This is a genomic window from Microbacterium aurantiacum (assembly GCF_021654035.1).
GTDB classification, from domain to species: domain Bacteria; phylum Actinomycetota; class Actinomycetes; order Actinomycetales; family Microbacteriaceae; genus Microbacterium; species Microbacterium aurantiacum.
On the sequence record NZ_JAJPDW010000003.1, the window covers coordinates 1 to 26,755 of the forward strand.

24 protein-coding genes and 1 riboswitch are annotated in these 26,755 nt (G+C 69.9%); of the genes, 8 read left to right on the top strand and 16 right to left on the bottom strand.

Features of this window, described 5'->3' with window-relative positions:
• Positions 1 to 58: 58 nt before the first annotated feature.
• Complete coding sequence (locus LTL01_RS08355) at positions 59 to 2,029, bottom strand: ABC transporter ATP-binding protein (protein WP_236968205.1); 1,971 nt, start codon at positions 2,027 to 2,029, stop codon at positions 59 to 61.
• A 94-nt stretch (positions 2,030 to 2,123) separates the two neighbouring features.
• On the opposite strand from LTL01_RS08355, the gene LTL01_RS08360 reads away from it, so the two are divergent.
• The 3 genes from LTL01_RS08360 to LTL01_RS08370 are packed head-to-tail and all read left to right on the top strand — an operon-like array spanning position 2,124 to position 4,794.
• On the top strand, positions 2,124 to 3,065 hold the full coding sequence (locus LTL01_RS08360; protein WP_236968206.1) for an ABC transporter ATP-binding protein: 942 nt from the start codon (positions 2,124 to 2,126) through the stop codon (positions 3,063 to 3,065).
• Entirely contained in the window at positions 3,062 to 3,949 is an 888-nt protein-coding gene (locus LTL01_RS08365; protein ID WP_236968207.1) for an ABC transporter permease, read from the top strand. The genes LTL01_RS08360 and LTL01_RS08365 overlap by 4 nt, the downstream gene beginning before the upstream one ends.
• Before the next feature lie 50 nt (positions 3,950 to 3,999).
• Positions 4,000 to 4,794 (top strand): ABC transporter permease, encoded by a 795-nt coding sequence (locus LTL01_RS08370; protein ID WP_236968419.1) that lies wholly within the window; start codon positions 4,000 to 4,002, stop codon positions 4,792 to 4,794.
• A gap of 124 nt (positions 4,795 to 4,918) precedes the next feature.
• On the opposite strand, the gene LTL01_RS08375 is transcribed toward LTL01_RS08370, so the two are convergent.
• The 7 genes from LTL01_RS08375 to LTL01_RS08405 all read right to left on the bottom strand — a co-directional run bounded on the left by LTL01_RS08375 (position 4,919) and on the right by LTL01_RS08405 (position 11,554).
• Positions 4,919 to 6,361, bottom strand: a complete 1,443-nt coding sequence (locus tag LTL01_RS08375) for an MFS transporter (protein WP_236968208.1) — start codon at positions 6,359 to 6,361, stop codon at positions 4,919 to 4,921.
• A 46-nt stretch (positions 6,362 to 6,407) separates the two neighbouring features.
• Complete coding sequence (locus tag LTL01_RS08380) at positions 6,408 to 6,761, bottom strand: hypothetical protein (protein WP_053548932.1); 354 nt, start codon at positions 6,759 to 6,761, stop codon at positions 6,408 to 6,410.
• A gap of 48 nt (positions 6,762 to 6,809) precedes the next feature.
• Entirely contained in the window at positions 6,810 to 7,295 is a 486-nt protein-coding gene (gene ribH, locus LTL01_RS08385; RefSeq protein ID WP_053548933.1) for a 6,7-dimethyl-8-ribityllumazine synthase, read from the bottom strand.
• Positions 7,292 to 8,566: a GTP cyclohydrolase II gene (gene ribA, locus LTL01_RS08390; protein WP_236968209.1), complete on the bottom strand. Its 1,275-nt coding sequence runs from the start codon at positions 8,564 to 8,566 to the stop codon at positions 7,292 to 7,294. The genes ribH and ribA overlap by 4 nt, the downstream gene beginning before the upstream one ends.
• Complete coding sequence (locus LTL01_RS08395; RefSeq protein WP_236968210.1) at positions 8,563 to 9,225, bottom strand: riboflavin synthase; 663 nt, start codon at positions 9,223 to 9,225, stop codon at positions 8,563 to 8,565. Before LTL01_RS08395 ends, ribA begins: the two co-directional genes overlap by 4 nt.
• Positions 9,225 to 10,265: a bifunctional diaminohydroxyphosphoribosylaminopyrimidine deaminase/5-amino-6-(5-phosphoribosylamino)uracil reductase RibD gene (gene ribD, locus LTL01_RS08400; RefSeq protein WP_236968211.1), complete on the bottom strand. Its 1,041-nt coding sequence runs from the start codon at positions 10,263 to 10,265 to the stop codon at positions 9,225 to 9,227. The genes LTL01_RS08395 and ribD overlap by 1 nt, the downstream gene beginning before the upstream one ends.
• Before the next feature lie 69 nt (positions 10,266 to 10,334).
• Positions 10,335 to 10,496: riboswitch (FMN riboswitch) on the bottom strand.
• A gap of 71 nt (positions 10,497 to 10,567) precedes the next feature.
• Complete coding sequence (locus LTL01_RS08405) at positions 10,568 to 11,554, bottom strand: sugar-binding transcriptional regulator (RefSeq protein ID WP_236968212.1); 987 nt, start codon at positions 11,552 to 11,554, stop codon at positions 10,568 to 10,570.
• Between the two features lie 124 nt (positions 11,555 to 11,678).
• On the opposite strand from LTL01_RS08405, the gene LTL01_RS08410 reads away from it, so the two are divergent.
• The 3 genes from LTL01_RS08410 to glpK all read left to right on the top strand — a co-directional run bounded on the left by LTL01_RS08410 (position 11,679) and on the right by glpK (position 15,856).
• Positions 11,679 to 13,412: a glycerol-3-phosphate dehydrogenase/oxidase gene (locus LTL01_RS08410; RefSeq protein ID WP_236968213.1), complete on the top strand. Its 1,734-nt coding sequence runs from the start codon at positions 11,679 to 11,681 to the stop codon at positions 13,410 to 13,412.
• Between the two features lie 119 nt (positions 13,413 to 13,531).
• A complete protein-coding gene (locus LTL01_RS08415) occupies positions 13,532 to 14,290 on the top strand; it encodes an MIP/aquaporin family protein (RefSeq protein ID WP_236968214.1) in 759 nt (252 codons plus the stop codon).
• Positions 14,291 to 14,341: 51 nt separating this feature from the next.
• A complete protein-coding gene (gene glpK / locus LTL01_RS08420) occupies positions 14,342 to 15,856 on the top strand; it encodes a glycerol kinase GlpK (protein WP_236968215.1) in 1,515 nt (504 codons plus the stop codon).
• Between the two features lie 75 nt (positions 15,857 to 15,931).
• On the opposite strand, the gene LTL01_RS08425 is transcribed toward glpK, so the two are convergent.
• The 8 genes from LTL01_RS08425 to sdhC form a co-directional block, all read right to left on the bottom strand.
• Entirely contained in the window at positions 15,932 to 16,792 is an 861-nt protein-coding gene (locus tag LTL01_RS08425; protein WP_236968216.1) for an Fpg/Nei family DNA glycosylase, read from the bottom strand.
• Between the two features lie 517 nt (positions 16,793 to 17,309).
• Positions 17,310 to 18,314: a tryptophan--tRNA ligase gene (gene trpS, locus LTL01_RS08430; protein ID WP_308195176.1), complete on the bottom strand. Its 1,005-nt coding sequence runs from the start codon at positions 18,312 to 18,314 to the stop codon at positions 17,310 to 17,312.
• Between the two features lie 41 nt (positions 18,315 to 18,355).
• Positions 18,356 to 19,201, bottom strand: a complete 846-nt coding sequence (locus tag LTL01_RS08435; protein ID WP_236968217.1) for an exodeoxyribonuclease III — start codon at positions 19,199 to 19,201, stop codon at positions 18,356 to 18,358.
• 36 nt (positions 19,202 to 19,237) lie between these two features.
• A complete protein-coding gene (locus LTL01_RS08440; protein WP_236968218.1) occupies positions 19,238 to 20,518 on the bottom strand; it encodes a YihY/virulence factor BrkB family protein in 1,281 nt (426 codons plus the stop codon).
• Positions 20,519 to 20,527: 9 nt separating this feature from the next.
• A complete protein-coding gene (locus LTL01_RS08445) occupies positions 20,528 to 21,313 on the bottom strand; it encodes a succinate dehydrogenase iron-sulfur subunit (RefSeq protein WP_236968219.1) in 786 nt (261 codons plus the stop codon).
• Positions 21,313 to 23,127: a succinate dehydrogenase flavoprotein subunit gene (gene sdhA / locus LTL01_RS08450; protein WP_236968220.1), complete on the bottom strand. Its 1,815-nt coding sequence runs from the start codon at positions 23,125 to 23,127 to the stop codon at positions 21,313 to 21,315. The genes LTL01_RS08445 and sdhA overlap by 1 nt, the downstream gene beginning before the upstream one ends.
• Before the next feature lie 64 nt (positions 23,128 to 23,191).
• Positions 23,192 to 23,650 (bottom strand): succinate dehydrogenase hydrophobic membrane anchor subunit, encoded by a 459-nt coding sequence (locus LTL01_RS08455; RefSeq protein ID WP_053548945.1) that lies wholly within the window; start codon positions 23,648 to 23,650, stop codon positions 23,192 to 23,194.
• Positions 23,650 to 24,084 carry a succinate dehydrogenase, cytochrome b556 subunit gene (sdhC, locus tag LTL01_RS08460; RefSeq protein WP_082334812.1) on the bottom strand — a complete coding sequence of 145 codons (435 nt, stop codon included), beginning with the start codon at positions 24,082 to 24,084 and terminating at the stop codon, positions 23,650 to 23,652. Before sdhC ends, LTL01_RS08455 begins: the two co-directional genes overlap by 1 nt.
• A 260-nt stretch (positions 24,085 to 24,344) precedes the next feature.
• On the opposite strand from sdhC, the gene LTL01_RS08465 reads away from it, so the two are divergent.
• Both LTL01_RS08465 and LTL01_RS08470 read left to right on the top strand, forming a co-directional pair.
• Positions 24,345 to 25,460 (top strand): mannose-1-phosphate guanylyltransferase, encoded by a 1,116-nt coding sequence (locus LTL01_RS08465; RefSeq protein WP_236968221.1) that lies wholly within the window; start codon positions 24,345 to 24,347, stop codon positions 25,458 to 25,460.
• A 173-nt stretch (positions 25,461 to 25,633) separates the two neighbouring features.
• Positions 25,634 to 26,749, top strand: a complete 1,116-nt coding sequence (locus tag LTL01_RS08470) for a BMP family lipoprotein (protein WP_236968222.1) — start codon at positions 25,634 to 25,636, stop codon at positions 26,747 to 26,749.
• Positions 26,750 to 26,755 lie beyond the last annotated feature (6 nt).

Here is a 26,755-nt window from a genome sequence, read left to right on the forward strand (position 1 = left end):
CCCCCCCCCCCCCAACACGCGACAAGCGAACATCAGCGGGAGCCGGCACCGGCGGCGATCAGACCAGGAGCTGGTGCTTCGCGAGGTCGCGGTACAGCGGCGTCGAGGCGACGAGCTCGGAGTGCGTCCCCTGCCCGACGACCCGGCCGTGGTCCATCACGACGATGAGGTCGCTGTCGACGACGGTCGAGAGGCGGTGGGCGATGACGATGAGGGTGCGACCGGCCGCGACCGCGTCGATCGCCTCCCGCATCCGCTGCTCGTTCAGGCCATCGAGCGACGAGGTGGACTCGTCCAGAAGCAGGATCGGCGGGGCCGCCAAGAGCGCCCGTGCGATGGCGAGCCGCTGGCGCTCGCCGCCCGAGAGCATGACGCCTGACTCGCCGACCGCGGCATCCAGCCCTTCCGGACTCCGATCGAGCACATCGCCGAGGTTCACCGCGCGGAGCACGCGCTCGCAGTCCGCGTCGGATGCCGCGGGCGAGGCCAGCCGCAGATTGTCGCCGATGGTGCCGGCGAGGGTCGGGGCATCCTGCTCGACGTACCCGAGCTGGGCGCGCAGCGCGTCGCGGGCGACGGTGCGCACATCAACACCATCGAGGAGGATCGCCCCCGCCGTCGGGTCGTAGAACCGCTCGATCAGGGCGAGCGTGGTGGACTTGCCCGCCCCCGACGGCCCGACGAGCGCGACCCGCGCGCCCCGCGGAACCGCGAACGACACCCCGCGCAGCACGACGCCGACGTCGGGTCCCTCCGCGCCGCCGCTGTCGTCGGCGTCGTCCCCGGCCTCGGCGAGCGCCCGTGCCGCGTCGTCCACGCCGGCGCTCTCGAGCACGGCGAGGGCCTCGGTCTCGGCGGCGCGACGGGCGCGGACCACCGTCTCGGGGTAGGAGAAGTGCACGTCGCGGAACTCGATCGCCGGAGATGCCGCGTCCCGCGCCGCATCGGCGGCGGGAACGGCCTCGGCCCGCGCGGCGGCGGCGAGCTCGGCGTCGCGGTCGGTCTCATCCGGCAGGTCGAGGACCTCCTGGATGCGGCCGAGCGCGCCGAGCGCCTGGTTCACCGAGGTGATCGCCCCGAACGTGGAGGCGAGCGGCTGGATGAGGAGGAAGAGGAAGAGGACGAACGACACCAGCGCCGCGATGGTGATCGCACCGCTCGCGACGCGGAACCCGCCGACCCCGAGCACGACCAGGAGGGACAGCTGCAGGGCGATACCGGCGACGGGCACGACGAGGGCCGAGACCTTCGCGATCCGGACCCCCACCGCGTAGGCGTCCGAGGCCATCGCGCTCACCGCGGTGATCTCGCGCTCCGTCGCACCCGACGCGCGCACGGTGCGGATGGATCCGACGGCCCGCTCGACGCCCGAGGAGAGCTCGCCCACCTTCACCTGCTGCTCGGCGGAGGCGGTGCGGATCCGGCCGCTGAGGAGCACGACCACGACGACGGAGACGCCGATGACGATGACGATGAGACCGAGCAGCGCGGAGTCGATCACCGCCATCGCGATGAGGGCGCCGAGGAAGATGAGGGAGTTGCCGACGGCATCCGCCAGTCCCTGGGTGAGGACCGCGTACAGCAGCGTCGTGTCGGTGCCGACACGCGACACGAGGTCGCCCGTGCGGCGGGCGTCGAATTCGCTGATCGGCAAGCGGAGGATCCGGGCGATGAGCTTGCGCCTGCTCGAGTAGACGACCGCCGTGCCCGTGCGCTGCAGCAGGTAGTGCTGGTAGCCCGAGATGACCGACGCGATCACGACGAACGCGACCAGCAGCCACACCAGGATGCCGAGGGTCTCGCCGATCTGGACGCGCTGGATGACCTGTCCGACCAGCAGCGGCTGGGCGAGCGTCGCGCCCGCCCCGAGGACGCTGAGGATCGCCACGACCACCAGGGTGCGCTTGTGCTCGAAGAGGAAGGGCAGGAGCTGGCGGAACGTCGCGCGCGGACCCTCGGGGGCGCGGCGTCCGCGGCGTCGGCTGCGGGCCGGGATCTCGGGGGCGGTGGGGCTGTCGGGGGCGGACATGGGGGAACCTCGTTCGTGGGGGCGTCTGCATCGACCGTACTTCGTCTCGGCCACCGCTCGCTCCGATGTCCGCGACCGGGACTAGGGTGGTCCGGTGCCAGAAGCCGTCATCGAAGCCCGCGACCTCGCGAAGTCCTACCGGGTGAAGGGCAAGCCCGATTTCGTCGCCGTCGACGGGCTGAGCTTCGAGGTCGCTCCGGGCGAGTCCTTCGGTCTCCTCGGCCCGAACGGAGCGGGCAAGTCCACGACGATGAAGATGATCGGCGCGGTCTCCTCGCGGACCGGCGGGTCGCTGTCGATCCTCGGACTCGACCCCGACCGGCACGGGCCCGAGATCCGCTCCCGCCTCGGCGTCGTGCCGCAGCAGGACAACCTCGACGGCGAACTGAACGCGCGCGAGAACCTCTACATCTACGGCCGCTACTTCGGCCTGCCGGGCCGCGTCTGCCGCGAGAAGGCGGCGGAGCTGCTGTCGTTCGCGCAGCTGGAGGACAAGGCGACCAGCAAGGTCGATCAGCTCTCCGGCGGCATGAAGCGCCGACTCACCATCGCCCGCGGACTCATCAACGATCCCCGCATCCTGCTCCTGGACGAGCCGACGACGGGCCTGGACCCGCAGGCCCGGCACGTGCTGTGGGACCGCCTGTTCCGCCTCAAGGAGCGCGGCACGACCCTCGTCCTCACCACGCACTACATGGACGAGGCCGAGCAGCTGTGCGATCGCCTCGTCGTCGTCGACAAGGGGCGGATCATGGCCGAGGGCACCCCGGCCTCCCTGATCCGCGAGCACTCGAGCCGCGAGGTCCTCGAGGTGCGCTTCGGGTCGGACCGCAACGAGCAGGTCGCGGCATCCCTCACGGGGATCGGCGAGCGCGTCGAGGTGCTCCCCGACCGGATCCTCGTCTACGCCGCCGACGGCGAGGCGGCGCTGGAGGCGGTCACCGCGCGGGGCCTGCATCCGATCACCTCGCTCGTGCGGCGCTCGAGCCTGGAGGACGTCTTCCTCCGCCTGACCGGGCGGTCGCTGATCGAATGAGCGAGTCCACCACCGGCGCCGCCGAGACGACCGCGCCCACCCTCGACGAGCTCCGTGCGGAGGCCCTGGCGTGGGGGCGCCGGCCCCGTCGCCGCGGCCTCTGGTACGTCACCGAGCACATGGTGCGGGCGATGCGCGCCTACGGCTGGACGATCATCGTCGGCGCCCTCGGGCAGCCGATCCTGTATCTCCTCGGCCTCGCGCTCGGGCTCGCGGCGATCATCGACGCGCCGGTGGAGGATGCCGGGCAGACGGTGCCGTATCTCGTCTTCGTCGCGCCGGCGCTGCTCATGACCGCGGCGATCTCGGTGGCGACCGAGGAGTTCACCTACCCGGTGATGTCGGGGTTCAAATGGCGCCGCTACTTCTTCGGGTTCAGCGCGTCGCCGCTGTCGCCCGGGCAGATCGCCGGGGGCGTGGCGATGGGCGCGGCCGCGCGCATGATCGTCACCGTCACTCTGTACTTCGCCTTCATCGCGCTCTTCTTCGCGGTGCTCCAGCCCGGTGACCTCGTGCCGCAGACGGCGTGGCTCGCCATCCCGATCGGCCTGCTCGCGGGACTGTCGTTCGGCGCGCCGCTCATGGCCTACGCCGCCTCGATCGTCGACGACAAGGGGCAGTTCGCCCTCGTCCAGCGGTTCATCTTCATGCCGATGTTCCTCTTCTCCGGCACGTTCTATCCGATCGCGATCTCGCCCGCGCCCCTGCAGTGGGTCGCGTGGATCTCGCCGCTCTGGCACGCCAGCGAGCTCGGGCGCGCGGTCACCTACGGCAAGGAGATGAGCGCGGCGATGGCCGGAGTGCATATCGGCTACCTCGTCGTGCTGAGCGTCGCGGGGCTTCTCCTGGCCCGCGTGCTGTTCGAACGGAGGCTCGCCCGATGAGCGCGCCGGCATCGCGCGCGGCGACCCTCCAGGCCGAGCAGACCGCACGGATGCGGGGCGGCGGCGTGCGGGCCCTGTGGGCCGGGAACCCTCAGGCGGTCGTGCAGCGCGGGCTCCTCGCCGCCCGCTCCTCCAGCTGGGCGGTCGTGCTCTCGGGGTTCTTCGAGCCGGTCTTCTATCTGCTCTCGCTCGGTATCGGGCTCGGCGTCCTCATCGGCGACGTGCAGACCAGCGGCGGCACCGAGGTGCCCTACGCCGCGTTCATCGCGCCGGCGCTGCTGGCGGTCTCGGCGATGAACGGGGCGATCTACGACTCGACGTGGAACGTCTTCTTCAAGCTCAACTACGGCAAGCTCTACGAGGGGATGCTGGCCACTTCGCTCGGGCCGCTCGACGTCGCCCTCGGTGAGATCCTCTACGCGTTGCTGCGCGGCCTCGTCTACGCCACCGGGTTCATGATCGTCATGCAGGTGCTGGGGCTCAACCTCGCCCCGACCGCGATCCTCGCCCTGCCCGCGGTGGTGCTGATCGCCTTCGGATTCGCCAGTGTCGGCATGGCCGTCACCAGCTACATGAAGACGTTCCAGCATATGGACTGGATTAACCTCGTGCTGCTGCCGATGTTCCTCTTCTCGGCGACGTTCTACCCGATCACCGTGTATCCCGAGTGGGTGCAGGGCATCGTCATGGCCTTCCCGCTGTGGCACGGGGTCGAGCTCATCCGAGGCCTGACGACCGGCATCCTGAGCCCGGTGATGCTCGTCCACGTGGGGTACTACCTCGTGATGATCGCGCTCGGGCTGCTCTTCACCACGAAGCGCCTGCGCACCCTGTTCCTCGACTGACGCTCGCGCGTATCCCGTGCGCACGATCGCGGAGATGTGCACGATGACGGATGCCTCGCGGCGGCCCCGACCGCGATCGTGCGCATCTCCGTGATTCTGCACGCGCCACACGGGCGACGGTGGGCTAGTGAGAGGCCCCCACGTCGTCGGTGTAGTCCAGGTCCTTCGTCTCGGGGGAGAGCACGAGGGCGATGAAGGTGAGCACCCCCATCGCTGACAGGTAGAGCCCGACCAGCACGGGACTGCCGTCGGCCGCGGCCCACAGCGCGACGGCGATGAGCGGGGCGAGGGCCGCGCCGAGGATGGAGGACAGGTTGTACGAGATCGCCGACCCCGAGTACCGCACGTTCGTCGGGAAGAGCTCGGGGAGCACCGCGCCCATCGGCCCGAAGGTCACGCCCATCAGCATGAAGCCGAACACCAGGAACGCCTGGACCAGGGCGCCGGTGAACTTCGGGTCGGACTCGGGGGAGAGGAACACGGTGAAGGTGAAGCCGAACACGATGATGAGCGCGGTGACGCCCAGGAGCAGGCGCCGGCGGCCGATCGCGTCGGCGACGGGCCCCGAGAGCATCGTGAAGATGCCGAAGAACACCACGCCGATGATCTGCATGATGACGAAATCGGTGTACCCGAACCCGAGACCCGGCACGTAGGAGCTCGCGTCGAACGGGGTCCCGGCGGCTTCGGCGGCCGCGCGCGCCCCCTCGGTCGTCGCGGTCGTGCCGTACGAGAGGGTGAAGCTCGTCATCAGGTAGAACAGCACGTAGGTCGCCAGCATGATGAACGTGCCGAGGACCAGGTGCTTCCCGTGACGACGGATGACGGTCCCCAGCGGGAACTTCCGGATCGCGCCGGCGGACTCGGCCTTCACGAACGTCTGCGATTCGACCAGGCGCAGACGCACCCAGAGTCCCACGATCACCATGACCGCGGAGAAGAGGAACGGCACGCGCCAGCCCCAGGCGAGGAACTCCTCCGAGCGCTGTGCGGGGCCGTCGGGGTGGGGGAGCAGGAAGTAGATCGCCAGGAAGATCGAGTTGGCGATGATGAAGCCGAGCGGGGCGCCGAGCTGCGGGAAGGTGCCGTACCAGGCGCGCTTGCCGGCGGGGGCGTTCTCTGTGGCCACGAGCGCCGCGCCCGACCACTCGCCGCCGAGGGCGAAGCCCTGGGCGAGGCGCAGCACCAGGAGGAGGAGGGCGGCCCACCAGCCGATGTCGTTGAACGTGGGAAGGCATCCGATGAGGAACGTCGCGATGCCCATCGTCAAGAGCGATCCGACGAGAGTCGCCTTCCGGCCGAACCGATCGCCGAAGTGGCCGAAGATCACGGCGCCGAGCGGGCGGGCGACCATCGCCGCACCGAAGACGCCGAAGGATGCGAGGAGCGCCGTGGTGTCGTTCCCGGTGGGGAAGAACAGGATCGGGAAGACGAGCACCGCCGCGGTGGCGTAGACGTAGAAGTCGTAGAACTCGATCGTGGTGCCGATCAGGCTCGCGGTGATGACACGCGAGCGGGGATTGGCGGGAGCGGCGGTCTGCGGGGAGGAGGGAGAGGTGTCCGGCACGGGCGTCGAGTCTACGCCCGCGCCGGACCGAGGTTTCGCCGGTCGGTCAGCGCCAGAGGACCGCGAGTGCGGCGTTGACGAACGTCAGGATGCCGATGAGCCAGAAGACCGCCGCGGGGACGCCGGTTCCCTTGCGCTGACGGGCCGATCCGATGCCGAGGAGTGCGCCGATCACCAGCAGGATGACGAGCTTCACGGCGATCTTGGTGTAGTTCATCTCGTACGACACGCCCCACGGGGCGGCGAGCGCGAGCCCGGCGACACCGGCGACGAGAAGCCCCCAGTTCATCAGTCGGGTGATCTTCAGGCGGCGGTTCACCGCCTCCACAGCCCACGCGCCGAACAGCAGCGCGAAACCGACGAGGTGGACGAGCACGACGACGTGACGAAGAGTCTCCATACCCGTCACCGTATTGCCCGCGTCACTCGGGCGCCACCAAGGCGGACCTCAGCCGGCGGTGGCGCGGATGTCGCGCAGGACCAGGGCGGTGCGCAGCGCGGCATCCGCTGCTTCGTGGCCCTTGTCCTCGCGTGAGCCGGGAAGGCCCGCGCGGTCGAGTCCCTGCGCCTCGTCGTCGAGCGTGAGCACGCCGAATCCGACGGGCTTGCCGGTGTCGAGGGCGACGCGGGTGAGGCCGTCGGTGGCGGCGGAGGAGACGAACTCGAAATGCGGTGTGCCGCCGCGGATGATCACCCCGAGGGCGACCACCGCGTCGGCGCCGGACTCGAGGGCGGCGCGCGCCACGACCGGCAGCTCGAACGAACCCGGAACGCGCACGAGGGACCACTCCGCGCCGGAGGCGTCGAGCACCCGTGCGGCCCCGGCGATCAGGCCGTCGGAGATCTCGGTGTGCCACGTGCCGGCGACGACGGTCACCCGCAGGCCCGTGGCGTCGATCGTTCCGGTGCTCTCGGGTGCACCCTTTCCACTCATCGCTGTGCTCCTTCGTGCATCTGCGCCAGTGCGTCGGCGAGGTCGCCGTCGGCGATTACGTGCCCCATCCGGTCGCGCTTGGTCTCGAGGTACTGGTGGTTGTTCGGGCCGACCCCGACGAGCAGCGGAACCTGCTCGACGATGTCGAGACCCAGCTCGCGCAGCTGCGCGACCTTGTCGGTGTTGTTGGTGAGCAGGCGCACCCGCTCCACGCCCAGATCGGTGAGGATGCCCGCGGCCGCCGCGTAGTCGCGCGCGTCGGCGGGGAGCCCGAGGGCGAGGTTGGCGTCCACGGTGTCCAGTCCCCGCTCCTGCAGGCTGTACGCGCGGAGCTTGTTGATCAGACCGATGCCGCGCCCCTCGTGTCCGCGCATGTAGATCACGATGCCGCCGTCGCGGTCGATGCGATCGAGCGCCGCATCCAGCTGCGGACCGCACTCGCACTTCGACGAGCCGAAGGCCTCGCCGGTGAGGCACTCGGAGTGCACGCGGACGAGAGGTGCGTCGTCGATGTCGCCGGAGACGACCGCGAGGTGGTCGGTGCCGGTGACCCGGTCCTTGTACGCGAGGAAGCGGAACTCGCCGTGCGAGGTGGGGACCTTCGCCTCGGCACGGAGGCTCACGCGTCGACGGTGCGCCGGGGCGACCGCGCTGTCGCGAGGCTCGTGCTCGTCGAGGTAGGCCACGAGCTGCTCGATCGTGATCACCGGCACGCCGTCGCGCTCGCCGAGCTCCTCGAGCCCCGGCATCCGCATCATGGAGCCGTCTTCGGCGACGACCTCCGCGATCGCGCCGACGGGGGACAGCCCCGCCAGGCGCATGAGCTCGACGGCGGCCTCGGTGTGGCCGGCGCGCTCGCGGACGCCGCCCTCGACCGCGCGGAGCGGCAGCACATGGCCCGGGCGGATGAGACTCGTGGGCACCGATTCCGGATCGGCGAGCACGTTGAGGGTGTGCGCGCGATCGGATGCGCTGATGCCGGTCGAGACGCGATCGGCGGCATCGACGCTGACGGTGTAGGCGGTGCCGCGCGCGTCCTGGTTGACCTCCACCATGGGCGGGAGGTCGAGGCGGTCGGCCCACTCGGCCGGCATCGGCGCGCAGACGAATCCGCTGGACCAGCGCACGGTCCAGGCGATCCACTCGGGTGTCGCCAGCTGGGCGGAGATGATGACGTCGCCCTCGTTCTCGCGATCCTCGTCGTCCGCGACGATGACGGGGCGCCCGGCCCGCAGGGCCTCGAGCGCGTCGGGGATGGTGGCAAGGCTCATGCGGAGCCTCCTTCCGTGGGTGCGGGCGATGCCGCGGAGTCGGGGGCCGCCGGGGCGGCGAAGGCCATGAGGCGCTGGACGTGACGGGCCAGGATGTCGGTCTCGAGGTTCACGCGGTCACCGACCGCGCGGTCGCCGAGCGTGGTCGCGGACAGTGTCTCGGGGATCAGGGAGACCTCGAACCAGTCGGGCGACGCGCCGGGCGCAGAGACCGCGCTGACGGTCAGCGACACACCGTCGACGGCGATCGATCCTTTGTCGACGACGAGGGGCGCGAGCTCGCGAGGGAGGGCGATGCGCAGCACCCGCCACTCGGCACCCGGACGCACCTCGAGCAGTTCGCCGGTCCCGTCGATGTGCCCCTGCACGATGTGCCCACCGAGACGCCCGTGGGCGGCGGTCGCGCGCTCGAGGTTCACCGGACGCCCCTCGGCGACGCCCGCGAGAGTCGACATCGCGAGCGTCTGCTGCATGACATCGGCGGTGAACCAGTCCTCTCCGCGGTCGACGACGGTCAGGCACACGCCGCTCACTGAGATCGAATCGCCGTGCCCGGCATCCGACACGGCGCGAGGGCCGCGCACGCGCACGCGCACGCCGTCCCCGGAGGGCTCGACGGCGACGACCTCACCGATCTCCTCGACGATTCCGGTGAACATCAGGACTCTTCTCCCTCGGGTGTGCGGGTGTCGTGCGGGCGGGCGACGATCAGGAGGTCGTCGCCGAGGCGTTCGATGCGCGCCACGTCCAGCCGCCGGGCCTGGTCGATGGACGGGACGCCGAGATCGGTGAGCGCGAGGCGTGAGCCGCCGAGGAGGACCGGCGTGAGGTACACCAGCATCTCGTCCGCGAGCCCGGCGCGCAGGAACGCGCTGGCGATGGTCGGACCGCCCTCGACGAACACCCGGTGCACGCCGCGCTCGCGGAGGTCGGCCAGCGCTGCGTCGAGATCGCCGTCGTACTGCAGGAGGGAGTGCGGATGCCGTCGGACCGCGGCATCCGCCGGGACCTCGGAACGCCCGAGGACCACCGGGATCGGCTGATGCGGCCGGAGTCCGCCGTCCTCCTCGCGCGCGGTGAGGGACGGGTCGTCGGCGAGGACCGTGCCGGTGCCCACGACGATCGCATCGGCGCGCCCGCGTCGCCGGTGCACGTCGGCGCGGGCCTCCGCGCCGGTGATCCACTGGCTCGTGCCGTCTTCGGCGGCGGCGCGTCCGTCGAGGCTCTGCGCCCACTTCACCGTCACGTGGGGGCGCCCGAGGCGCTGGACCGTGAACCACGACGCCAGCAGGTCCGCCGCCTCGTCGTGGCAGACGCCCTGCGCGACCTCGACGGCCGCGGCGCGCAGGCGCTCGGCGCCCCCCGCCGAGCGCGGGTTGGGGTCGGCCACGGCGTAGACGACGCGGGCCACGCCGGCCTCGAGCAGGGCCTCGCTGCAGGGACCGGTCCGACCGGTGTGGTTGCAGGGCTCAAGGGTCACCACGGCGGTGGCACCCCGGGCCGCGCCGGGGGCCAGCTGGGACAGCGCATCGACCTCCGCGTGCGGGGTCCCCGCACCACGGTGCCACCCCTCGGCGATGATGTCGCCCTCGGGGGAGAGGAGGACGGCTCCGACCTGCGGATTGACGCCGCGCGGTCCGTTGCGGGCGATGTCGAGCGCGCGCCGCATGGCGTCGTGCTCGATGGTGGTCGCCGTCATCTTGTTCCCCTTCACCGTCGCGGTGCTCGGGGAACGGGGGCGACCGAGGGCGAGCGCGCATCGCCCACCCTCGTGCTGCCTCCTATCCGGACTCGCGAGGCCTGGGCCTCGCATCACCGTCGGTTCCGGAATTCCACCGGATCAGCCCGTGTCCTCTCCCCGAGGGGAAGGGGGCGCGGGTTCGCGGACTGTCACCGCCGGTTCGGATTCTCACCGACCCCGGAGCACGTTGATCTTTCTCGAGTGTAGTCAACGTGCCCCGGCGCGGATCATTCCCGTGACCCCGCACGACACGCAGCGACTCACGGCGCCGGTTCGGAGCCCGCGAGCTCCCGCGCAGTGGACTCGTCGAGGATGAGGTCGGTGATGAGGCCGGCGCGGAGCGCGCCGCGCAGGCTCGGGACCTTTGCGCGCCCCGCGACGATGCACACGCGCCGCGGGGCGCGGCGGAGGACGGCGAACGTCGGCCCCGTCGCGCGGTCGTTCAGCGGGATGCCGTCGGTGCTTCCGTCTGCCCGGTAGAAGACGGTCGCGACGTCGCCGACGACGTCCTCGCGGCTGAGGGCGGCGTAGTCGGCGGCATCCAGATATCCGCCCTGGTAGACGTGGCTCGGCACCTCGGCGAACGGGGACCCGACGCCGAAGACCGCCAGATCGAGTCCGCCCTGCAGCTCCAGTACGCGCCGGATCGAGCGCTCCCGCCAGAACGCCTGCTTCGTGCGCGGGTCGTCGAAGAACGCCGGAACCGGGAACTGATGCACCTGCGCCTCGAAGGCGGCGCCGAAGCGGGTCAGCAGCTCGCTGGCGTACATGATGCCGGTCGTGCGCATGTTGCCGGCACCGTTGAGCTGGACCACGTCGGTGTTGTGGGTGGTCCGGTGGGGGAGGTGCCGGCCGACCGCCCCGATCGTCGATCCCCACGCGATGCCGATCCGCTGATTCGAGTCGACGAATCCCGCGAGGATGCGCGCGGCGGTGAGGGCCACGCGCTCGAGGCGTTCGACGTCGCTCGTGTGATCGGGGACGGGGACGACGTGGGCGGTCACGCCGTGGCGTTCGCGGATCTGCTGCACGAGACGCTCGGGTCCCTCGAGGGGGGAGTGGATGAGGATCTCTACCAGACCGCTGTCGCGCGCATGGCTGAGCAGCCGCGACACCGAGGAGCGGGAGGTCTTCAGCTCAGCGGCGATGGCCTCCATCGTGAGGTCCTGCATGTAGTAGAGCTGTGCGGCGCGGAGGGCGTCGCGGGTCTTCGCGGGGATCGCCTCGCGAGTCGGGGACGCCGTCATCTCTCTCCTCACTGGATCTGCACATATGTGCAGATCGCTTGAAAGTCTGTTCTGAGCGCTTCAGGATGAATTCATCCACATGGTGCGACGCAGCGCAAGGGGCGTCGCCGGCGAAGGAGAAGCCATGAGCGAGGTCACCCCCACCACCCCCGAGTCCCGCACGCGCGACGCCGTTCAGGCGATCGCCGCGGATCCGAGTGCCGACGTCATCATCGTCGGCGGAGGCATCAACGGGATCGCGACGTTCCGCGATCTGGCCCTCCAGGGTGTCAAGGTGATCCTCGTCGAGCGTGACGACTTCGTCGCCGGAGCGTCCAGCGCGTCCTCGCACATGATCCACGGCGGCATCCGGTATCTGGAGAACGGCGAGTTCCGCCTCGTCCGCGAATCCGTGGTCGAGCGCAACGCCCTCGTCAAGACCGCGCCGCACTACGTCCGCCCGCTGCCGACGACCGTTCCGATCTTCTCGACCTTCTCCGGCATCCTCTCCGCGCCCCTGCGCTTCCTCACCCACAAGCAGGGGAAGCACACCGAGCGCGGTGCCCTGCTCATCAAAGTGGGCCTGGTCATCTACGACTTCTTCTCGCGCGACGGCGGCGCCGTGCCCCGGCACCGCTTCCACGGGCGTGCCCGGACGCTCAGCGAGCTGCCCGCGCTCAACGACCGGGTGAAGTACACCGCCACCTACTTCGACGCGAGCATGCACGACCCCGAGCGCCTCGCGCTCGACGTCCTCTACGACGGACTGGATGCCGGTGACAACGCCCGCGCCGCCAACTACCTCGAGGCCGTCGGGATGGGCAAGGGAGGTCTCCGGGTCCGCGACCGCGTGAGCGGCGAGGAGTTCGACCTCACCGCGCCGGTCATCGTCAACGCCTCCGGTCCGTGGACGGACCTCACGAACGAACAGCTCGGCAAGCCCACCACCTACATGGGCGGCACGAAGGGCTCGCACATCGTGCTGGACAACCCGGAGCTGCTGGAGGCGACCGGCGGCCGGGAGATCTTCTTCGAGCACGAGGACGGCCGCATCGTCCTCATCTACCCGCTGAAGGGTCGGGTCATGGTCGGCACGACCGACCTCGACCACGACATGCGCGAGCCCGCGGTGTGCACCGAGGACGAGATCGACTACTTCTTCGACCTCGTCGGGCACGTCTTCCCCGACATCCGCGTCGACCGCGAGCAGATCGTCTACCGGTTCTCCGGCGTCCGCCCGCTGCCGCGACACGACGACACCCAGCCGGGCTTCGTCTCCCGCGATTACCGCATCGAGGAGGCACCGGCCGCGGGCCGCCCCGGCACCACGGTACTCAGCCTGGTCGGCGGAAAGTGGACGACGTTCCGCGCCCTCGGCGAGCAGCTCTCCGACCGTGTCCTCGAACACCTCGGGCGTTCGCGCACCCGGTCGACGCAGGGCCTCATGATCGGCGGTGCGCTCGGCTACCCGCGGACGCAGCGGGCCCGGTCGGCGTGGGTCTCCGACCACGCCGACGGACGTGACCACGCGCGGGTGGACCAGCTGCTCGAGCGGTACGGTACCCGTGCCGCCGCGCTGCTCGAGAGCCTCGACGACAGCGACGCACCGCTCGCGAGCCTGCCCGACTACAGCACCGGCGAGATCCGCTACCTCGTCGAGACCGAGTACGTCGTGCACCTCATCGATGTGCTCCTGCGACGCACCAGTGTCGCGTTCGTGGGCAAGACCTCCCTCCCTGCCCTGCGGGAACTCGCCGACGTCGCCGGCGACGTCCTCGGATGGGATGCCGCGACCCGCGACGAGGAGGTCGCCGAGACCGCCCGCATCCTCCGCGAGCGGCACGGCGTCGAGCTCAGCGAGGACAGCGTCCTGGCCTAAGACCCCGCGCCCGTCCCATGACGGGCGAGGTCCCCGCCCGGGGGTGCTGTTCGTCGCGCCCTCCGGCATCCCCCTCCCCTGATCGCGGCACCGATGCCGTGGAAAGAAAGAAGGTCAACGTGGACAATCTCGGGATCGTCTTCATCTCCGAGCTGATCGGCACATCACTGCTGACACTGCTCGGATGCGGAGTCGTCGCCAACGTCGCCCTGGCGCGCAGCAAGGGCCTCGGCGGCGGCACCCTCATGGTCAACTTCGGCTGGGGCCTCGCGGTCTTCGCCGGTGTGACCGTCGCCTACGTCTCCGGCGCGCACCTGAACCCCGCCGTCACCCTGGGCCTCGTCGCCAACGGCACCACCGAATTCGTCGAGGGCGTTCCGGTGGACGTCCTCTCCGTCCTCACCTACATCGGCGCGCAGCTGATCGGTGCGACCATCGGTGCCGTGATCGCCTGGGCGACCTACAAGAAGCACTTCGACGCCGAGGAGGACCCGGCGACCAAGCTCGGCGTCTTCGCCACCGGCCCCGCCATCCGCTCCACCGGCTGGAACCTCGTCACCGAGATCGTCGGTACGTTCGTTCTCGTGTTCGTCGTCATCGGCTTCGGCCGCAACGGAGACCCGTCGGGCCTCGCCGCGCTCGGGGCCCTCCCGGTCGCCCTCCTCGTGGTCGGCATCGGTGCGTCGCTCGGTGGTCCGACGGGCTACGCCATCAACCCGGCCCGTGACCTCGGACCGCGTCTGGCGCACGCCTTCCTCCCCATCAAGGGCAAGGGCTCCAGCGACTGGAGCTACTCGTGGGTGCCGATCGTCGGTCCCGTCATCGGCGGTGTCGCCGCGGGACTCGCCGCCATCCCCCTCATGCCGATCCTCGGCTGAGGCATCCTGAACACCATCATCACCATTCACGACGACAAAGGAGTATCGACAATGGCCGACTACGTACTCGCCATCGACCAGGGCACCACATCCACCCGCGCGATCATCTTCGACAAGAGCGGATCGATCATCGACAGCGGGCAGCTGGAGCACCGCCAGATCTTCCCCAAGGCCGGGTGGGTCGAGCACGACCCCATGGAGATCTGGAACAACACCCGCGAGGTCATCGGCCTCGCCCTCTCCAAGGCCGACCTGACCCGCCACGACATCGCCGCGATCGGTATCACCAACCAGCGCGAGACCGCCGTGGTGTGGGACAAGAAGACCGGCAAGCCTGTCTACAACGCCATCGTCTGGCAGGACACGCGCACCCAGTCGATCGTCGACAAGCTGGCGGGCGACGACGGCCCCGACCGGTTCAAGGACATCGTCGGCCTGCCGCTGGCGACCTACTTCTCCGGCACGAAAATCGTCTGGATCCTCGACAACGTCGAAGGTGCGCGCGAACGCGCCGAGGCCGGTGACCTCCTCTTCGGCACCACCGACTCGTGGGTGCTGTGGAACCTCACCGGTGGCGTCGACGGTGGCGTGCACGCGACCGACGTGACCAACGCGTCCCGCACGATGTTCATGGACCTGGAGACGCTGTCGTGGCGCGACGACATCCTCGAGGCCTTCGGGGTTCCGCGCTCGATGATGCCCGAGATCCGCAGCTCCTCCGAGGTCTACGGACACGCGGAATCCTCGAGCCTCCTCCGGGAGACGCCGATCGCCGGCATCCTGGGTGACCAGCAGGCGGCGACCTTCGGGCAGGCGGCCTTCGAACAGGGCGAGGCCAAGAACACCTACGGCACCGGCAACTTCCTCATCTTCAACACCGACACCGAGATCGTCCGCTCGCAGAACGGGCTCCTCACCACCGTCGGATACAAGCTGGGCGACGAGCCCGCGCACTACGCGCTGGAGGGATCGATCGCCGTCACCGGATCGCTCGTGCAGTGGCTGCGTGACAACCTCGGCATCATCTCCTCGGCATCCGAGGTCCAGACCCTCGCCGAGACGGTGGAGGACAACGGCGGGGCCTACTTCGTGCCTGCCTTCTCGGGCCTGTTCGCGCCATACTGGCGCTCGGACGCGCGCGGTGCGCTCGTCGGACTCACCCGCTACGTCAACAAGGGGCACATCGCGCGCGCCGTGCTGGAGTCGACGGCGTACCAGACCCGCGAGGTGCTCGACGCGGTCAACGCCGACTCGGGTGTGCCGCTGACTGAGCTCAAGGTCGACGGCGGAATGACCGCGAACGACGTGCTCATGCAGTTCCAGGCCGACATCCTGGGTGTCCCGGTGGTGCGCCCCGTCGTCGCCGAGACGACGGCACTCGGTGCCGCCTACGCCGCGGGTCTCGCCGTCGGATTCTGGTCGGGACTCGATGACCTGTCCAAGAACTGGCAGGAGGACCGCCGCTGGGAGCCGCGCATGGACGAGGCCGACCGCGAGCGCCTGCTCCGCAACTGGAAGAAGGCCGTCACCAAGACCTTCGACTGGGTCGACGAGGACGTCTCCTGACCCCACTCCCGCAGAGGGCGCGGCCGGCGCCGGGGAACATCGCGCAGCGGCGTTCCCCGGCGCCGGCCGCGTCCGTCATTTGAGCAGGCGGGACAGACGCCGATCGGCGAGGATCTTGCCGTCGGTCTGGCAGGTTGCGCAGTACTCCAGAGAGTTGTCGGCGAAGAAGACGCTGCGCACCTCGTCGCCGCACACGGGGCAGGGTTCGCCCCGGCGGCCGTGCACGCGCATGCCGCGACGCTTGGCGTCCTTGAGTTCGGCCGGCAGCTTTCCGGATGCCGCGGCCACGGCATCCGTCAGCGTCTCGGTGAGCGCGGTGAAGAGGCGGTCGACTTCGCCGTCGTCGAGGCCGGCGGCCAACGCGTACGGCGACATCCGCGCGACGTGGAGGATCTCGTCGGAGTAGGCGTTGCCGATCCCCGCGATGACCGACTGGTCGCGCAGCACACCCTTGATCTGGGTGCGGCGTCCGGCGAGGAGGCCGGCGAAGACGTCGCGCGTGAACGACGGGTCGAGGGGATCGGGTCCGAGGCGGGCGATGCCGGGGACCTCCTGCGGATCGTTCACGACGTAGACCGCGAGGGACTTCTTGGTACCCGCCTCGGTGAGGTCGAACCCGAAACCGTCGTCGAACACGACCCGGAGCGCGATCGGCGTCTTCCCCGGGCGGATCACCGTCGCGGGCACCTCGTCGTACCACCGGAGCCACCCGGCCTTGGCGAGGTGGAAGACCAGGTGAGGACCGGTGGTGGAGAGGACGACGAACTTGCCGGAACGCTCGGCGCCGGTGACGGTCCGGCCCGCGAGGGCGTCGACCGGAGGATCGAAGGTCTTCAGCGCCGCGATCGCAGAGACGGTCGCTCGCGTGATCCGGTGCCCGGTCAGGCGTCCCCTCAGGACATCGACCAGGCCCTGGACTTCGGGCATCTCCGGCATGCGGCCATCCTGGCACGGCCCCGGCACGCTGTCGCGGGGTTGACGGCCGTCCCCGGCGCCGTGCGCAACTCCTCAGATCCGGGGCCCGGGGGCGCGACGCGCCGCGCGCGGGGCGTCGGGGAGGCCGGATCGGAGGAGTTCGGCCCGCCCGGCCCGGGGCACGCGGGCTGCGGCCGGGTGGGTGGCGCGGCGGTCGGCCCGGCGAGGGCGGGGGCCGGGTGCCGTGCGCAACTCCTCAGATCCGGGGCCGGCGGGCGCGACGCGCCGCGCGCGGGGCGTCGGGGAGGCCGGATCGGAGGAGTTCGGCCCGCCCGGCCCGGGGCACGCGGGCTGCGGCCGGGTGGGTGGCGCGGCGGTCGGCCCGCCGGCGGGGGCCGGGCGCCGTGCGCAACTCCTCAGATCCGGGGCCGGCGGGCGCGACACGCCGCGCGTGGGGCCGGTGAGCCTCCGGATCGGAGGAGTTCGGTACGCGCCCGCCGGGGCCGAAGCCGAGCCACACGCCCCGCCGGGCCCGGGGTCAGCGACGGCGGAGCAGGCCGATCTTGTCGTACACGTCGCCCAGGGTGCGCCCGGCGACCTCGGCGGCGCGGTCGGCGTTGGCCGCCAGCACCCGGTCGAGCTCGGCGGGGTCGTCGAGCATCTCCAGCGCGCGGGCGCGCACGGGGCCGAACTCGTTCACGACGACCTCCGCGAGACCCTTCTTGAAGTCGCCGTAGCCGCGACCCGCGTACTCGTCCTCGATCGCGGGGATCTGACGACCCGTCAGCGCCGCGTAGATCACCAGCAGGTTCGATACGCCGGGCTTCTGGTCGCGGTCGTAGCGGACCGCGCCCTCGGAGTCGGTCACGGCGCGCATGATCTTCTTCGCGCTCTTGGCCGGGTCATCCAGCAGCCACAGCACGCCGGCATCCGACTCCGCCGACTTCGACATCTTCGCGGTCGGGTTCTGCAGGTCGTAGATGCGCGCGGTCTCCTGCTGGATGACCGGCATGGGCACGCGGAACGTCTGCCCGTAGCGCGAGTTGAAGCGCTCGGCGAGATCACGCGTCAGCTCGACGTGCTGCTTCTGGTCGTCGCCGACGGGCACGATGTCGGTCTGATACAGCAGGATGTCGGCCGCCATGAGCACCGGGTAGGTGAACAGGCCGACCGAGGTCGCATCGGTCCCGTAGCGCTGGGACTTGTCCTTGAACTGCGTCATCCGCCCGGCCTCGCCGAAGCCGGTGAGGGTGGACAGGATCCACGCGAGCTCGGCGTGGGCGGGTACGTGCGACTGCACGTACAGCGTCGACTTCGACGGCTCGATCCCGGCGGCGATGTACTGCGCGGCGGTGCGGCGCGTCTTCTCCCGGAGCTCGGCGGGATCGTTCGGCTGCGTCAGCGCGTGCAGGTCGACGACGGAGAAGAACGCGTCGTAGGACTCCTGCAGATCGCGCCACTGCATCAGGGCCCCGATGTAGTTGCCGACCTGGAGGGAGTCGGCGGAGGGCTGCATACCGGAGTACAGGCGGGGCTTGGTCACCTGTCAATCCTAGGCGCGACCGGCGCCGCCGACCCGACCGGTCAGCCGACGGTGTAGTCGACGATGACAGGGGAGTGGTCGCTCCAGCGGGTGTCCCAGGATGCCGCACGCTCGACGCGGTAGTCGGTGACGCGTTCGGCGAGGGCTGGGCTGGCGAGGTGGTAGTCGATCCGCCATCCGGTGTCGGTGTCGAAGGCGCGGCCCCGCATCGACCACCACGTGTAGGGGCCCTCGACCTCGCCGGCGGCCCGTCGACCGACGTCGACCCATCCGAGACCCGTCCCGCGTTCGCCGTCGGCCGTGTCGACCTCGACCCCGTCCGGCGCGAGGAAGCGGTCGAAGTACGCCCGCTCACGGGGGAGGAACCCGGCCTTCTTGCGGTTGCCCTTCCAGTTGCGGATGTCGAGTTCGCGGTGGCCGACGTTGAGGTCGCCGGTGACCAGGGCGAGGGGGGTGGCGGCGGTCATCTCCGGCATCCGCTTCTCCATCGCGTCGAGGAAGGCGTACTTGGCGTCCTGCCGGGGAGTGCCGGCCTCGCCCGTGTGGACGTAGGCGCTCACGACCGTGACGACCTCCGCCCCGACGGTGATGTCGGCTTCGATCCAGCGCCCCGCGGCGTCGACGGTGTCGTCGGAGAAGCGGGCGCGCGCGGCGGTCACCGGGGTTCGGGTGGCGATCGCCACACCGGCGCGGCCCTTCGCCAGCGCCTCGTCGCCGACGGTCTCCCACCCCGGCAGCGCGGCCCGCAGCTCGGCCTCGGTCGCGCGCACCTCCTGCAGGGTCAGGACGTCGACGTCGGCGGCGTCGAGCCACTCGTGCATGCCCTTCCTGGCGGCGGCACGGATGCCGTTGACATTGACCGAGGCGATGCGAAGGCGGCGAGGCACGACGGACAGCCTAACCGCGGGTCAGGACACCCGATCTCAGGACTCGTGCTCGGCGCTCAGCGAGTGCACGTGCGCCACGTGGGCGGCGTGACCGCGCGTCACGGGAGCAGCGGGGGTCGACGCCTCGACCTCGGCGAGCTCGGCCCGCGCCGCGCGGAGGTGCCGTGCGGTGATCGGCCGGCGGTACCAGGGTGCCCCGGTGTGCGCCTCCTCGGCCGTCCGCAGGCGCACGTGCGCGGCGGTCAGCAGCGCCCGGTGCTCGAGCGCGAGGCGCTCCTCCTCGGAGAGCTCGATGAGCGGGACGTCATCGTCGGATGCCGCGACGGCGATCCACGCGGCCGCGGTGAGGATGATGATCCCGATGATGCGGAACCACAGCAGGAGCCCCACGAAGATCGCGAAGGTCGCCAGAAGCGGATTCGAGGGGGTGTAGAGGAAGAGCCAGCCGGTGAACAGCTGCAGGACCGTGATCGCCCCACCGCCGAGGAGGGCGCCGGGAACGATCCGCCGCCACCGGAGCGACGTGCCGGTGAGGAACCGGATGAGGGCCGCGAGGGCGGCGGAGAAGACGAGGAACGAGATCGCGATCGACCCGAGGCGCACCGCGACCTCGTACCACCCGGTCGCCTCGGTCCAACCGAAGAGGGAGAAGATCAGCTGCAGCGCCCAGGTGCCGAACGACGTCGCGGCGAACCCGAGGATGAGCGCCACCGCGAACAGCACCGCCCCGAACAGGTCGCGGCTCTTCAACATGAAGTAGCTGCGGAGGTCGGGACGGAGCCCGAAGATGTCGCGCACGGCGCGGCGGGTGAAGGTGACGAAGCCGATGGCGGTCCACAGCAGCGTTCCGAACGCGATGGCGCCGGTGATGGACAGCAGGCTGGTCGATCCGGTGGCGATCGCCGTCACCTGGTCGGGGGTGAAGAGTCCCTCGTCGGAGATGAGCCCGGGGATGTAGGAGTTGATCGCGCTGATCATCGCGTTCACGACGTCCTGATTGCCCCCGAGCCAGAGCCCCAGGACGGCGAAGGCCACGTAGATCCCGGCGAACGTCGCGAACAGGGCCTGGTAGCTCACGCCCGCCGCGAGGAGGAACCCGTTGTGCTGCAGGAAGTGACGCCAGACCCGCACCGGGAACCAGGCCAGCGTCCGTCGGGTGATCTCCGTCGCCCGGCTGATCGGCTCGTCGAGGCGCTCGCGCAACTGCTCCTGCGTCGTCTCCCACCGCGCACGGAGCGTCTGCTCGTGCGCCGCGGCCGCCGCAGCCTCGGCGGCCGCGGCGCGGGAGCCGTCGACGCGGCGAGGAGCGGAACTCACCTCAGCAGACTAGCGACCGCTGAGGACCGCCTGCTTGACCTCGGCGATCGCCTTGGTCACCTCGATGCCGCGGGGGCACGCCTCGGTGCAGTTGAAGGTCGTGCGGCAACGCCACACGCCCTCCTTGTCGTTGAGGATGTCCAGACGCACGTCGCCGGCGTCGTCGCGCGAGTCGAAGATGAAGCGGTGCGCGTTGACGATCGCGGCGGGGCCGAAGTACTGCCCGTCGGTCCAGAACACCGGGCACGACGAGGTGCAGGCGGCGCAGAGGATGCACTTGGTCGTGTCGTCGAAGACCTCGCGGTCGACGATCGACTGCACGCGCTCCTTGCCCTTCTCCGGGGTGGAGTTCGCGATGAGGAACGGCTGGACCTCGCGGTAGGAGGCGAAGAACGGTTCCATGTCGACGATGAGGTCCTTCTCCAGCGGCAGGCCCTTGATCGCCTCGACGTAGATCGGCTTGGAGATGTCCAGGTCCTTGATCAGCGTCTTGCAGGCGAGCCGGTTGCGACCGTTGATGCGCATGGCGTCCGACCCGCAGATGCCGTGGGCGCACGAGCGGCGGAACGCGAGCGAACCGTCGACCTCCCACTTGATCTTGTGGAGGGCGTCGAGCACGCGGTCGGTGGAGTACAGCTCCACGTCGTAGTCGACCCAGCGCGGCTCGGTGTCGGCTTCGGGGTCGAAGCGGCGCACGATGAAGGTGACGAGGAACGACTGGATGCCGGTGTCGCCGGCCTCCTCCGGGGCTGCGGGAGCTTCGGTGGTCTCGTCGACGACGGCGAGGCTGGCCATCAGTACTTCCTCTCCATGGGCTGGTAACGCGTGATCACGACCGGTTTCCAGTCGAGACGGATGTGGTCGTCCGCCTTCGAGGAGTGCGGGTCGCCCGACAGGTAGGTCATGGTGTGCTGCATGAAGTTCTCGTCGTCGCGCTTCGGGTAGTCGTCGCGCATGTGTCCGCCGCGGCTCTCGCGCCGGTTGCGGGCGGCGACGACGACGACCTCGGCGATGTCGAGGAGGAAGCCGAGCTCGACGGCTTCGAGCAGGTCGGTGTTGTACCGCTTGCCCTTGTCGTCGACGTGGATGTTCTTGTAGCGCTCGCGCAGCTCCTCGATCGTGCCGAGCATCTCGGTGAGCGACTCCTCGGTGCGGAACACCTGCGCCTTGAAGTCCATCTCGTCCTGCAGCTTCTTGCGCAGGACCGCAATGCGCTCGGTGCCGCTTCCGGCCCGGAGGCCTTCGATCATCTCGCGGACCTCCTTGGCGGGATCCTCGGGGAGAGCGACGAAATCGGCATCCTTCACGTACTCGACCGCGTAGCGGCCGGCGCGCTTGCCGAAGACGTTGATGTCGAGCAGCGAGTTGGTGCCGAGGCGGTTGGAGCCGTGCACCGACACGCACGCGCACTCGCCGGCGGCGTACAGGCCCGGGACGACGGTGTCGTTGTCGGCGAGGACCTCCGCCTTGATGTTGGTCGGGATGCCGCCCATCGCGTAGTGCGCGGTCGGCATGACCGGCACGGGCTCCACGACCGGGTCGACGCCCAGGTAGGTGCGGGCGAACTCGGTGATGTCGGGGAGCTTGGTCTCGAGCACCTCGGCACCGAGGTGGGTGCAGTCCAGCAGCACGTAGTCGCGGTGGGGGCCGGCGCCGCGGCCTTCGGCCACCTCTTGCACCATGCACCGCGAGACGATGTCGCGCGGGGCGAGGTCCTTGATGGTGGGGGCGTAGCGCTCCATGAAGCGTTCCCCGGAGACGTTGCGCAGGATCGCCCCCTCGCCGCGGGCGCCTTCGGTGAGCAGGATGCCGAGGCCGGCGAGCCCGGTCGGGTGGAACTGGAAGAACTCCATGTCCTCCAGGGGCAGGCCCTTGCGCCAGATGATCCCGACGCCGTCGCCCGTGAGGGTGTGGGCGTTGGAGGTCGTCTTGTAGATCTTGCCGAAACCGCCCGTGGCGAAGATGACGGCCTTGGACTGGAAGACGTGCAGCTCGCCGGTGGAGAGCTCGTAGGCGACGACGCCGGCGATCTGGGTCTTGCCCGCGGCATCCTTCACCGTGATGAGGTCGAGCACGTAGAACTCGTTGAAGAAGTTGATGCCGAGCTTCACGCAGTTCTGGAACAGCGTCTGCAGGATCATGTGACCCGTGCGGTCGGCGGCGTAGCACGCGCGGCGCACCGGCGACTTGCCGTGCTCGGCGGTGTGGCCGCCGAAGCGGCGCTGGTCGATCTTGCCGTCCGGGGTGCGGTTGAACGGCAGACCCATGTTCTCGAGGTCGATGACCGCGTCGATCGCCTCTTTTGCCAGGATCTCGGCCGCGTCCTGGTCGACGAGGTAGTCGCCGCCCTTGACCGTGTCGAAGGTGTGCCACTCCCACGAGTCCTCTTCGACGTTCGCGAGGGCCGCGGCCATGCCGCCCTGCGCGGCACCCGTGTGGGAACGCGTCGGGTACAGCTTGCTGATCACGGCGGTCTTCGCGCCGGGACCGGCCTCGATGGCCGCCCGCATCCCGGCGCCGCCGGCGCCGACGATGACGATGTCGAACTGGTGGTAGTGGACGCCGTCCTTGACGTAGCTGTCGGCGCTGTCGGTGCTCTGGGTGCTCACAGGGAGGATGCCTTCGTTTCGTGCTGCTGCGTCGTCGGGAAGGAGGGGGCGATCAGCGCGCCGGTCACAGGGCCGCGCACGTCTCGATCAGCCAGTCGGTGCTGGAGCTCTCGATGCCCAGGCACGGGTCGAAGGTGAACACGACCAGCGTGCCGAGGACGATGAGGAATCCGGCCGAGAGCCACAGGGCCCACACCAGCACGCGGCGGGTGGTCTCGTGGGTGACATAGTCGTTCACGATCGTGCGCATGCCGTTGGCGCCGTGGATGAGCGCGAGCCAGAGCATCAGCACGTCCCACCACTGCCAGAACGGGCTGGCGAACTTGCCGGCGACGAACGCGAAGTCGATGCCGCTGATGCCCTCGCCGAGCATGAGGTTCACGAACAGGTGGCCGAAAATGAGGATGATCAGCGCGACGCCGGAGACGCGCATGTAGATCCAACCCCACTTCTCCAGGTTGGGTCCGCTCTTACGGGCGGGGGTGCGCGGAGAGCGCGGGGCGGCGATGGTGTCGGCGGTCATCAGTTCCCCCCTCCGACCTCGGAGAAGACGAACATGAGGTGGCGGACCGTGAACGGGATCATCGTCACCGCCCACAGGCCCAGCACCCCCCACCACAGCTGTCGCTGGTGGCGGGTGGCCCAAGCCCAGAAGTCGACCAGGATGATGCGCAGCCCGTTGAAGGCGTGGTACACGACCGCGGCGACGAGGACGACCTCGCCGATGCCCATGAGCGGGTTCTTGTACGTGCTCATGACCGCGTCGTACGCCTCGGGCGAGACCCGGATCAGCGCCGTGTCCAGGATGTGGACCAGCAGGAAGAAGAAGATGGCGATTCCGGTGATGCGATGCAGCACCCACGACCACATGCCTTCGTTGCCGCGGTAGAGCGTCCCCCGCGGCACCTTCGACGTGGTCGCGGATGCCGGCGGTGTGACGCGTGCTGGTGCAGACACGGCCGTCCTCCCTGGATCGAGCGAGCGGTCCGCATGAACCCGGCGCTCGTGGCCGAATCGCGGAACCGGCACCCTGACGGTGCTGACTTCATCCTATTCCCGTCAGAAGGGCGGGGGCGACGGCGGCGGGATTCGCCTCCTCCATTCCGGGGGGATCCTGCCCGGGCGCGAAGATCGGCGCTTCTTTCGCTCCTCGGCGCGACACGCGCCGGACACGTCCTCGTCATGGGCGCGAGACACCGCTCGTTACCCTGGGTCTCATGCCAGAGCCGATCGAGGACTTCTACGCCGTCATCCCCGCGGGAGGCATCGGGAGCAGGCTGTGGCCGCTGTCCCGTGCCGACGCGCCGAAGTTCCTGCACGACCTCACCGGTTCGGGGCACACGCTGCTCCGCGACACCTGGAACCGGCTCGAGCCGCTCTCCGGCCCCGACCGCATCGCCGTGGTCACCGGTCGCGCGCACCGTGCCGCGGTCGAGAAGGAACTGCCCGGCATCCCGGACCACAACGTCTTCCTCGAGTCCGAGCCGCGCGACTCCGCCGCGGCCATCGGTCTGGCCGCCGCGATCCTCTCTCGGCGGGATCCGGACGTGATCATCGGCTCGTTCGCCGCCGACCACGTCATCCGCGTGCCGCACCTGTTCGAGTGGGCCGTGCGCCAGGCCGTCGCGACCGCGCGCGAGGGATACATCTGCACGATCGGCATCCAGCCGTCCGAGCCGTCCGTCGGCTTCGGGTACATCCGGAAGGGCAGCGAGCTGGTCGTGGACGGCGCCCCGGAGGCGGCGCTCGTGGACAGCTTCGTGGAGAAGCCCGACCTGGAGCTGGCCAAGGAGTACTTCGCCGACCGGTCGTACCTGTGGAACGCGGGCATGTTCATCTCCCGCGCGGACGTGCTGCTCGGCGAGATCGCCGAGAACCAGCCCGAGCTCTACGCGGGCCTCATGGACCTCGCCGAGGCCTGGGACGACCGCGACCGCCGTGGTCCCGTCGTCGATCGGGTCTGGCCGACCCTGACGAAGATCGCCATCGACTACGCCGTCGCCGAGCCCGCCGCCGAGCGCGGTCGTCTCGCGGTGATCCCCGGCCACTTCGACTGGGACGACGTGGGGGACTTCGCGAGCCTCGCGAAGCTCAACTCCCACGGGCGCAAGAACGATCTGGCGATCCTCGGCGAGAACGCCCGGATCCTCTCGGATGCCGCCAGCGGCATCGTCGTCAGCCAGACCTCGCGCGTGATCAGCCTCATCGGCGTCCGCGACATCGTGGTGGTCGACACCGACGACGCCCTGCTGGTGACCACGAGCGAGCACGCCCAGCGCGTGAAGGGCGTCGTCGACGCACTGAAGCTCACCGGGCGCGGCGACGTCCTCTGACCTCGCGCACCACCACCGGGGACCGGTGTGGGATTGCGTCCTGTGTAACGAGAGATTGCGTCTTTGTAACCTTTCGCTCTCACAAGCCTCGCACCACTGCAACCGGGGCGTCGCAGTAGGTAACTTTGTGCAGTCCCCGTGAAAGTCTCGGGGCCGATCATGTGGAGGCTGAGTTGACCATCTCACGCACCAAGAAGCTCGTCGGTGTCACAGCCGCCGCGGGCATCGTCGCATTCCTCGCCGGCTGCGGCGCGGCCCCCGAGGCCGACACGTCCGACAGCGCCGCACCCGAAGCGGCTGACGACTTCATCCCCTGCCTCATCTCGGACGAGGGCGGCTGGAACGACCGCTCCTTCAACCAGTCCGCCAAGGAGGGCATGGACCGTGCCATCGACGAGCTGGGCGTCGAGGGCATCGAGCTCGAGTCGACCACGCCGAACGACTACGGCCCCAACCTCGAGCAGCTCGTCGCCGAAGGCTGCACGCTGATCGTCTCGGTCGGCTTCAACCTCGCCGCCGCGACCGTGGAGTCGGCTCTGGCGAACCCCGAGATCAACTACGCGATCATCGACGACTACGCCGACACCGACTTCGACGGCACCACGGATGCCCCGAACATCAAGCCGCTCGTCTTCGACACCGCGCAGGCGGCCTACCTCGGCGGATACGCCGCGGCATCCTGGTCCGCCGAGAACGGCGTGAACAAGGTCGGCACCTTCGGCGGCATGCAGATCCCCTCGGTCGCGGTCTTCATGGACGGCTACGAGCTGGGCGTGCAGAAGTACAACGAGGACAACGGCGCCAACGTCGAGGTCTTCGGTTGGGACACCGCGGCCCAGGAGGGTTCGTTCACCGGTGGCTTCGCCGCGAACGACACCGCCAAGCAGACCGCACAGGGCGTGCTCGACCAGGGCGTGGACGTCATCCTCCCCGTCGGCGGACCGATTTACGTCAGCGCGGCCGCGGCCATCGCCGAGGGCGGCGGCGACGTCGTCATGCTCGGTGTGGACAGCGACCTCGCCGTCGCCGACCCGGACGTCGCCGACGTCACCCTCGTGTCGATCATGAAGGCGATCGACGTCGCCGTCTACGACGCGACCGTGGCCGCCGCCGGTGGCGACTTCGACGTCGCCCCCTACATCGGCACGCTCGAGAACGAGGGCGTCAAGCTCTCCGGCTTCGGTGCGTTCGAGTCCGAGCTGCCCGAGGGCCTCATGGACGAGCTGATGGCGCTGCAGGAGCAGATCGTCTCCGGCGAGATCGTCGTGGAGTCCCCGAACTCCCCGTGATCTGAC

Excerpts from the sequence above, each read along its gene's own strand:
- LTL01_RS08355 (WP_236968205.1), bottom strand. The coding sequence starts at position 2,029 with ATGTCCGCCCCCGACAGCCCCACCGCCCCCGAGATCCCGGCCCGCAGC.
- LTL01_RS08365 (WP_236968207.1), top strand. The coding sequence starts at position 3,062 with ATGAGCGAGTCCACCACCGGCGCCGCCGAGACGACCGCGCCCACCCTC.
- LTL01_RS08370 (WP_236968419.1), top strand. The coding sequence starts at position 4,000 with ATGCGGGGCGGCGGCGTGCGGGCCCTGTGGGCCGGGAACCCTCAGGCG.
- LTL01_RS08380 (WP_053548932.1), bottom strand. The coding sequence starts at position 6,761 with ATGGAGACTCTTCGTCACGTCGTCGTGCTCGTCCACCTCGTCGGTTTC.
- ribH (WP_053548933.1), bottom strand. The coding sequence starts at position 7,295 with ATGAGTGGAAAGGGTGCACCCGAGAGCACCGGAACGATCGACGCCACG.
- ribA (WP_236968209.1), bottom strand. The coding sequence starts at position 8,566 with ATGAGCCTTGCCACCATCCCCGACGCGCTCGAGGCCCTGCGGGCCGGG.
- LTL01_RS08395 (WP_236968210.1), bottom strand. The coding sequence starts at position 9,225 with ATGTTCACCGGAATCGTCGAGGAGATCGGTGAGGTCGTCGCCGTCGAG.
- ribD (WP_236968211.1), bottom strand. The coding sequence starts at position 10,265 with ATGACGGCGACCACCATCGAGCACGACGCCATGCGGCGCGCGCTCGAC.
- LTL01_RS08405 (WP_236968212.1), bottom strand. The coding sequence starts at position 11,554 with ATGACGGCGTCCCCGACTCGCGAGGCGATCCCCGCGAAGACCCGCGAC.
- LTL01_RS08410 (WP_236968213.1), top strand. The coding sequence starts at position 11,679 with ATGAGCGAGGTCACCCCCACCACCCCCGAGTCCCGCACGCGCGACGCC.
- glpK (WP_236968215.1), top strand. The coding sequence starts at position 14,342 with ATGGCCGACTACGTACTCGCCATCGACCAGGGCACCACATCCACCCGC.
- LTL01_RS08425 (WP_236968216.1), bottom strand. The coding sequence starts at position 16,792 with ATGCCGGAGATGCCCGAAGTCCAGGGCCTGGTCGATGTCCTGAGGGGA.
- LTL01_RS08445 (WP_236968219.1), bottom strand. The coding sequence starts at position 21,313 with ATGGCCAGCCTCGCCGTCGTCGACGAGACCACCGAAGCTCCCGCAGCC.
- LTL01_RS08455 (WP_053548945.1), bottom strand. The coding sequence starts at position 23,650 with ATGACCGCCGACACCATCGCCGCCCCGCGCTCTCCGCGCACCCCCGCC.
- LTL01_RS08465 (WP_236968221.1), top strand. The coding sequence starts at position 24,345 with ATGCCAGAGCCGATCGAGGACTTCTACGCCGTCATCCCCGCGGGAGGC.